8 protein-coding genes are annotated in these 6,812 nt (G+C 55.4%); all 8 read left to right on the forward strand.

Annotation, left to right across the window (positions count from 1 at the left end; translation table 11 throughout):
- A partial coding sequence (locus tag RTI30_RS11500; RefSeq protein ID WP_312263141.1) for a CpaF/VirB11 family protein occupies nucleotides 1–785 on the forward strand: 785 nt, incomplete at its 5' end.
- A complete protein-coding gene (locus RTI30_RS11505; protein WP_312263142.1) occupies nucleotides 772–1,626 on the forward strand; it encodes a type II secretion system F family protein in 855 nt (284 codons plus the stop codon). The genes RTI30_RS11500 and RTI30_RS11505, both read left to right, overlap by 14 nt.
- A 1-nt stretch (nucleotide 1,627) precedes the next feature.
- On the forward strand, nucleotides 1,628–2,641 hold the full coding sequence (locus tag RTI30_RS11510; protein ID WP_312263143.1) for a type II secretion system F family protein: 1,014 nt from the start codon (nucleotides 1,628–1,630) through the stop codon (nucleotides 2,639–2,641).
- The gene (locus RTI30_RS11515; protein WP_312263144.1) at nucleotides 2,638–3,924 is read left to right on the forward strand and encodes a DUF192 domain-containing protein; all 1,287 of its coding nucleotides are present in this window, start codon (nucleotides 2,638–2,640) and stop codon (nucleotides 3,922–3,924) included. Before RTI30_RS11510 ends, RTI30_RS11515 begins: the two co-directional genes overlap by 4 nt.
- Nucleotides 3,925–3,969: 45 nt before the next feature.
- Nucleotides 3,970–5,235 (forward strand): pesticin C-terminus-like muramidase, encoded by a 1,266-nt coding sequence (locus RTI30_RS11520; protein ID WP_312263145.1) that lies wholly within the window; start codon nucleotides 3,970–3,972, stop codon nucleotides 5,233–5,235.
- An 11-nt stretch (nucleotides 5,236–5,246) separates the two neighbouring features.
- Nucleotides 5,247–6,173, forward strand: a complete 927-nt coding sequence (locus RTI30_RS11525; RefSeq protein WP_312283806.1) for a hypothetical protein — start codon at nucleotides 5,247–5,249, stop codon at nucleotides 6,171–6,173.
- 105 nt (nucleotides 6,174–6,278) lie between these two features.
- Nucleotides 6,279–6,515 (forward strand): hypothetical protein, encoded by a 237-nt coding sequence (locus RTI30_RS11530; RefSeq protein WP_312263147.1) that lies wholly within the window; start codon nucleotides 6,279–6,281, stop codon nucleotides 6,513–6,515.
- Nucleotides 6,512–6,812 (forward strand): hypothetical protein (locus tag RTI30_RS11535; RefSeq protein WP_312283807.1); only part of this gene is annotated, 301 nt, incomplete at its 3' end. The genes RTI30_RS11530 and RTI30_RS11535, both read left to right, overlap by 4 nt.

Below are 6,812 nucleotides of genomic sequence, written 5' to 3' on the forward strand. Positions count from 1 at the left end.
TACCCGGTAAAACCCCCGGATCCGGTACCCGACATGTTGAACCTGCATGGCACTCCTCCCTCGCCAAAGAAGTGCCAAAGGTTTGTGAACTTATGCAGAACATCATCATTTCCGGTGGCACCGGCTCTGGTAAGACTACCCTGCTCAATGTGCTCTCCAACTATATCCCTGCAAATGAGCGAGTGGTAACCATTGAAGATGCCGCGGAACTCAAGCTCTACCAGCCAAATCTCGTATCCATGGAAGCGAGGCCCGCCAATGTGGAAGGTAAGGGTGCAATTCCCATTCGGGAATTGGTGCGTAACGCCCTACGTATGCGACCGGATCGTATCGTCGTTGGCGAATGTCGTGGTGGCGAAGCCCTCGACATGCTGCAAGCCATGAACACCGGCCATGATGGTTCTCTCACCACCGCCCACGCCAACAGCCCGCGCGATATGCTCTCCCGAATGGAAGTCATGGTGATGATGGCAGGGATGGAGCTACCTCTTGCCGCCATCCGCGAACAAATCGCCTCGGCCATCGACATCATCGTGCAGATCACCCGTTTTTCCTGCGGTTCGCGCAAACTGACCGCTATTGTCGAAGTTACCGGCACCGAAAGCGGCGTCATTCAGCTACAAGAGCTCTTCACCTTCAAGCAACAGGGCTTTGGCGCCGATGGCAAGGTGCGCGGAGAATTCCGTGCCAGCGGCAGCATACCCGAGTTCTACGAGGAAATGCGTGCCCGCGGTTTGCCGGTAGATACCAGCATTTTCCTAGAGGAAGAGCATGAGCGCGTCTGATTGGGGCATTGCCCTTCTCGTATTTTTATCGATCGTCATTTTTCTACAGACCTCATTCAACGTGGTTCGGACGATATTGCGCCGACGCAAGGAGAGCTTCACGCAAGAGACCCGCAGGAGTCTAACTGATCTCTTCCTCTTCACCGATCCTGCGCTCCTGTGGCGAGTGAATATCATTGCGCTGATTTTGCTGCCCCTCCTGGCCTATCTACTGCTGGGGTCCTTACCGATTACCGTCTTTGTCGCCATCCTGACCGCCATATCTCCTCGCCTCATTCTCCTTTACTTAAAAAAAAGACGGTTTAACCAGCTTCATAGCCAACTTCCCGATACCTTGCTAATGATGGCTTCTGCCCTGCGCGGTGGCGCCAACCTCGGCCAAACTCTGGAGGGATTAGCGAAAGATCTCAGCGCTCCCATGAGCCAAGAACTCTCTCTTGTCGTACGCGAGCAACGTCTCGGTGTTACCTTTGAAGACGCAGTGAGTCACTTAGCAGAACGAGTCCACTCCCAAGATTTCGACCTGGTGGTTTCGGCCCTGCGCATCGACCGCGAAGTGGGCGGCAATCTTGCCGACACGCTCCAACGACTCGGTGAAACGGTTCGCCGCCGCCTGATGATGGAACAAAAAATCCAGGCTCTAACCTCCCAGGGGAAGCTACAAGGCTTGGTGATGACCGCCCTGCCGGTGCTAATCATCTTGGCACTCATGCACATTGAGCCTGCCGCCACTGGCGCCCTCTTCGATACCTACAAGGGCTGGGCCGTCTTGGGTATTGCCATCATCCTCGAGATGCTCGGGTATTGGGGCATCCGCAAAATTGTAAGCATTGAGGTCTGACATGATTCCGGCACGCGCCATACTCCGAGATACGAAAACTGGCCACCGGATGATGTGGATCATCGGCTCCGTATTGGCACTGGCGGTGTTAATTTTACTTGGCGGACGATTACTGGGAATCATCGCCCAAAGCAACAGCCAAATCCCCTACCTATTGATTGGCCTCCTGGTGGCGTTGGTAGTTGCGGGCAGCGTCTACGGACTTTTCAACCTAATTCGCGCAGTAGAACGGCAACCGCGAGAGTATTTCGATCCACTACCCAGCGGACTGCGCCGAATTTGGCCTTTGGTGCGTTTCGCCGATTCGACCATTGTCGCTTTTTTACCAGATAAAATCGTTTATCGCAGTGCACCGCGCATCCAAAAGGCCGGGCTGCAGTACCTGATCACCCCTCGAGATTTCTTTGCCCTAAAAATTCTATCTTCCTTCTTTGTCTTACTATTTTCTCTGTTCGTTTACGTGACGATCGGCGTTTTTCGTTGGGAGATCACCCTACTTGCAATGCTCATCGCCAGTTTTTATCCGGACCTCTGGCTCGTGGAGCAAGGTAAGAAAAGGCAAAAACGTATTCTCAAAGATTTACCGGTATATCTCGATTTCATCACTTTGATGGTAGAGGGCGGCCTGAATCTAACTGGTGCCATCCAAATTGCCGTCGACAAGGGACCGGAAGGACCACTACGCAATGAATTTCGCATCATTTTAAGAGACTTACGATCTGGCATGCCGCGCACGGAGGTATTTCGGCGCTTTGGCGAACGCGTAGCCATGCAAGAACTGCGCAGCCTGGTCACTGCCATTATTCAGTCAGAAGAACGCGGCGGTAGCCTAGCGCCGGTGCTCAGGGCCCAGGCCGAACAACGTCGCGAAGAGCGTTTTCTACGAGCAGAAAAAGCCGCCTTAGAAGCGCCGGTAAAGTTATTGGCACCACTGGTCATGTTCATTTTCCCCATCGTATTCCTTGTATTGGCCTTTGTCATCTATATGAAATATGTACAGGAGGTGCAAACATGAGTCGCCCTGGCAGTATCTGGAGTAATGGAACCTGTCTGTGGACTCTAGCGCGTTTGGCCGACAGCCCTTTGTCGCGCGCCCGCGGCTGGTTGGGCAGGAGTGCACCCTTGCCGCAGGAAGCCCTATGGTTACGCTCCTGCACGGCAGTACATATGTGGGGCATGCGCTTTTCCATCGATCTATTGTGGCTGAGTGCCACTGGCGAAATTCTCGCGCTGCGCAAAAACCTGCGGCCTTGGTATGCGGCCTGGTCCCCAATTACCGGGGCGCGCGACACGGTCGAAATTGCACGAGGGAGCATTGAGCGGCTACGGCTTGCCCCAGGGCAGGTGCTGGAATGGCGGGAGGACACTTCGCCGATAGTCGCCAGCCAAATGCCAAGAGAGCGCGGTGCCGGGGCTGTCGAATTTCTGATCAGCATCCCCCTGATTCTGCTGCTCATTCTCGGTACTCTGCAGACGAGCCTTCTGTATCAAAGCCGCCTACAGCTCGAAGTCGCAACCCAAGAAGCCGCCCGCGCCGGAGCCTTGCACGGAGGTGATATGGATGCCATCCGCGCTGGACTCGCGCGCGGGCTAACCCCGCTGTACACCCACGGCCAGAGTTTGACTGATCTCGCCAAGGGGCGTCTCGCCGCCGAGGCAGCAGCCAAAGTGGCCAAGATCGAAATCCTCAGCCCCACCGTCGAAGCCCTACACGATTTCAAACAATATGGCCGCCTGCCCCTCGACGACAACACTGGCACCCAAGCCACCCCGGGCGGCAACTGGGGTTGGGGCATACCCGAAAGTCACTTGGGGTATCGGCAAACCAGTTTGGGCAAGGAAAGCGGCATCAGCCTACAAGATGCCAATCTCCTCAAGATCCGGGTCACCTACCGCGCGCCGCTGATCATGCCCTTTATCGATCGTCTCTTGGCGCGCTTCGATCGTGGCAACGCCGGAGGCGGAAGCGTTATTGGAAGCCCAGCCGGCGGCCACGGGGCTTTCGAACAGCAGAGCGGGCCGGTCAACATCCCCGATCCTTCGCACCCCAACCTATCCACTTTCCCTCTAACCGCCGAGGCTACCTTCCGCATGCAAACGCCCTTCACCCATTTTGCGGGGCTACAAAGCCAAAGCCAGCTGCAAGCTCCCCAGCGGGGTGGGAATGAGGAATATAGTCCCCCGAAAACAGCGGAAACCGGCGCAAATGATCTCGAGCCAATGCCCGAGGAAGATTCAGGCGTGCCGGACTACGGTCTGGACTTGCCACCAGCGCCCAAGTATGACTGCGGTGGATAAAGACTGTTTCAGCAGAAATTTTAAGGTTTGATTGGAGGAAGCCACGTGAACGGTTCGACGGATATTCAGCCACGGAATAAAAACCAGGTGGGAGCGGTATTGTCTGCGTTTATCTTGTGCAGCATGATCGCTGATCGTGTTTGGGCTTTTAACTGTAGCAAAGCGAGTACACCAACAGAGCAAAAGATTTGCAACGACCCCGATCTCAAACGCCTCGATGCCCAAATGGGTCGTGATTACGTGTTGTTCATGGAGCATTACAAAACGTCTGGAAATTACGATTGTCTGGTTGCTGACGAAAAGCAGAGACAGATAGCCTGGTTGAAGAAAAGAGATGCCTGTGGTGCCGATCGAGAATGTATAGCAGCGACATATAAAGAAAGGATCGATCAGATCGGATCGTACGCCAGAAAATGCGCTATTCCTGATTCCGCTCGGCCGGGATGTAAAGAGGGGACTACGCAAACACCGATAAGTGCACCTGTGACTTCGACTATCTCTGCAAACAACGATAACGATAGTCAGCACTGTGCACCAGCGTATCGCTATGATATGAAATTTGTAGCTAAGCATGAAGGCGGCCTGGCAATAAATGGCTATGTTCCCGGTGCATACCTTACCAGACCTGTTCCGGGAGACGACGAGGCAAAAATAGCGTATGTCGTTAAAAATCCGAAGCCGTTATCTGGGAGCGGGGTTACCATCGATACGGGTTTTGATCTCGCTCAGCAAACACCTGGCGCATTAAAAGCAACACTGAATGCCTATATCAGGGAGCATGGGAACCTTGAAAGGGTGGATGTGGATTCTTTGGTGCAAAGACTTTCTCCTTACATGAACAAGAGCATCCATGGAGAAAAGGCCTTCCAATTAATCAAAGGTAACGAACCAACTTTAGAAAAGAGAGAAGTCAAGTTGATTCAAGAGGCTAATGCTTCTAAGAGGTATGTTCCTTTGGCTGAAGGAAATTTTGATAGCCACAACCAAGCTGGCCTGACGTATAAGCAACTACCTGCCGAGGTGCAATCGGTTCTGTTGGACTTTGTTTGGAATTATGGCGGTACCGACGAAATCTACGCAAAGAGCAATAAGGCCGCTCCCGAAGCTCGGACCACTCGGAAAAACTTCTGGAACATGGTTTACGGTGGTGACTGGGAAAACCTAACCACTGCCCTGGAAAGGGCGGATCGCAAGTTATTTCCTCGACAAGCAAAATTCGATAAGGCGTACACCGAGAGATTCAAGGAACGCGGTCGCCTGCTTCGTAAAGCGTTACAATCCGGATGGCCGAAAACCGATTCCAGCTGTTAAAGGAGGTATCCATGTCTATCCAGCGCGTCATGCACGTCCTATTGGTGTTGGTAGTGTTGGCCGTTCCAGCCAGCCTCGCCCTGGCCGAGTCCCTGCCCTACGGTGTGCTGCAGTGCGGGCACCTTGGCGAAGGGCGGGAAAACCAAGGACCAGCCGCGGCAGCCATTTGTCAAAATCGCGGAAAAACCCCAAAAGAGAAGGAGCTGTGGGCGGAGGCCTTACGCCACGATATGTACGTGGTCGGTGCCTACCGTTACGTTGCCAGTTTACTGCCGCAGGGCAGCGCTCAGTGGAAAGCGCTCAACGCCGCGCAGGCGCGCTACTACGACGAGCGGGACGCCTGTGGGCAGGACCTTGCCTGCATTTTGCGGGTGGAGAAGCGCCGTCACGAGCAGTTGCACGCCCAGCGTGATCGCCTGGAGCAGCCGTTGCCGGTAGAGGCGATCGCCCGTCTCACCCGGGGCTGGAAAACTACCGCGGGCGAGGGCTTGACTCGGCGCGTTCTAGAGGGATTCGGGATACAGCCTCTGCGGCGTGTAACGCTCGCCCATGGCGACAGCGTGGTCTGGGGTTTTGTTCCGCACGCGGCGAACGTTCAGTCCATGGCGCTGCTGGACCCCAAAGGCGAGGTGAAGGCCATCGTCACCGCCGATGGTGTCTATCTCAATCAAGGCGAGCCGGGGAAGGTCGCGATCTATCTACCCCGGCCGCAAGGGCTAACACAGATTCTGCCCACGGTCCGGAGTTGGGTGGCGGCTTCCTATCGAGGCTTCGACGTGGACTGCTCGAAGGACAGGGCGGCCTGCGAGCATCCGCGGGTTCCCGTTTCTCTGCAAGCGTACGATCTGCGCTGCACAGCAAAAACGGCCAAACAATGCGCGTTGCCCGTCCCCACGGACACGGCCCCGGGTCCTGCTGTGGACCTATTCACCCAGTGACCGCCGAGGGCGCATCCACGATGTCAACGCGACATTGTGCAACATTGCTCGCGAGATGCGCACTCTCGGCGCCCTCGGAACATGTTAGCGAGGAAGTGTAATGTCATGAAAAAGGCATTGCTTTTTATCACTCTCGTAGCATTTGCCCAATATTCTTTGGCTTATGCGGAGGGAGTCGTTCCTAATGCGGTGCTGAAGAAACGGGATCCCAAGAGCGGTGCCACGATCGGCCTCGAGCCGCTCCCCAAGGCCGAGTGGAAGCACATCCAGTGCAAGTTCTACCTCACTTGGGAGGAGCAGATGCAGCGAGATGGTGGCGAAGGTTCCGAGGAGGAGCCATGAACCCAGCTTTGAGCAAAAGCCCCTTGCATTGGATCTCGTGCTGGCGCGTTTTGGGTCGGACGCGTTGGGGGTTGCCCTTCGTTGGCAGCGTGCTTGTCTGGGTGGTCGCCTTGGTAGCGGCGCAGCCCGGGCAAGCCGCGTCCACCGACGACACCCCCGAGTTGAGCGACAAACAAGTGGAAGCCCTGTGCCAGAAGCGAGAAGCGTTGCAGCCTCCCCCAGGAGATCTGCCCATGCCCAAGGACATCGAGCGCCTGCGACGCAGTCCGGCAGACTACTACTACGGTTTCACGAGAT

The organism is Candidatus Igneacidithiobacillus taiwanensis (genome assembly GCF_031962545.1).
Classification (GTDB): Bacteria; Pseudomonadota; Gammaproteobacteria; order Acidithiobacillales; family Acidithiobacillaceae; genus Igneacidithiobacillus; species Igneacidithiobacillus taiwanensis.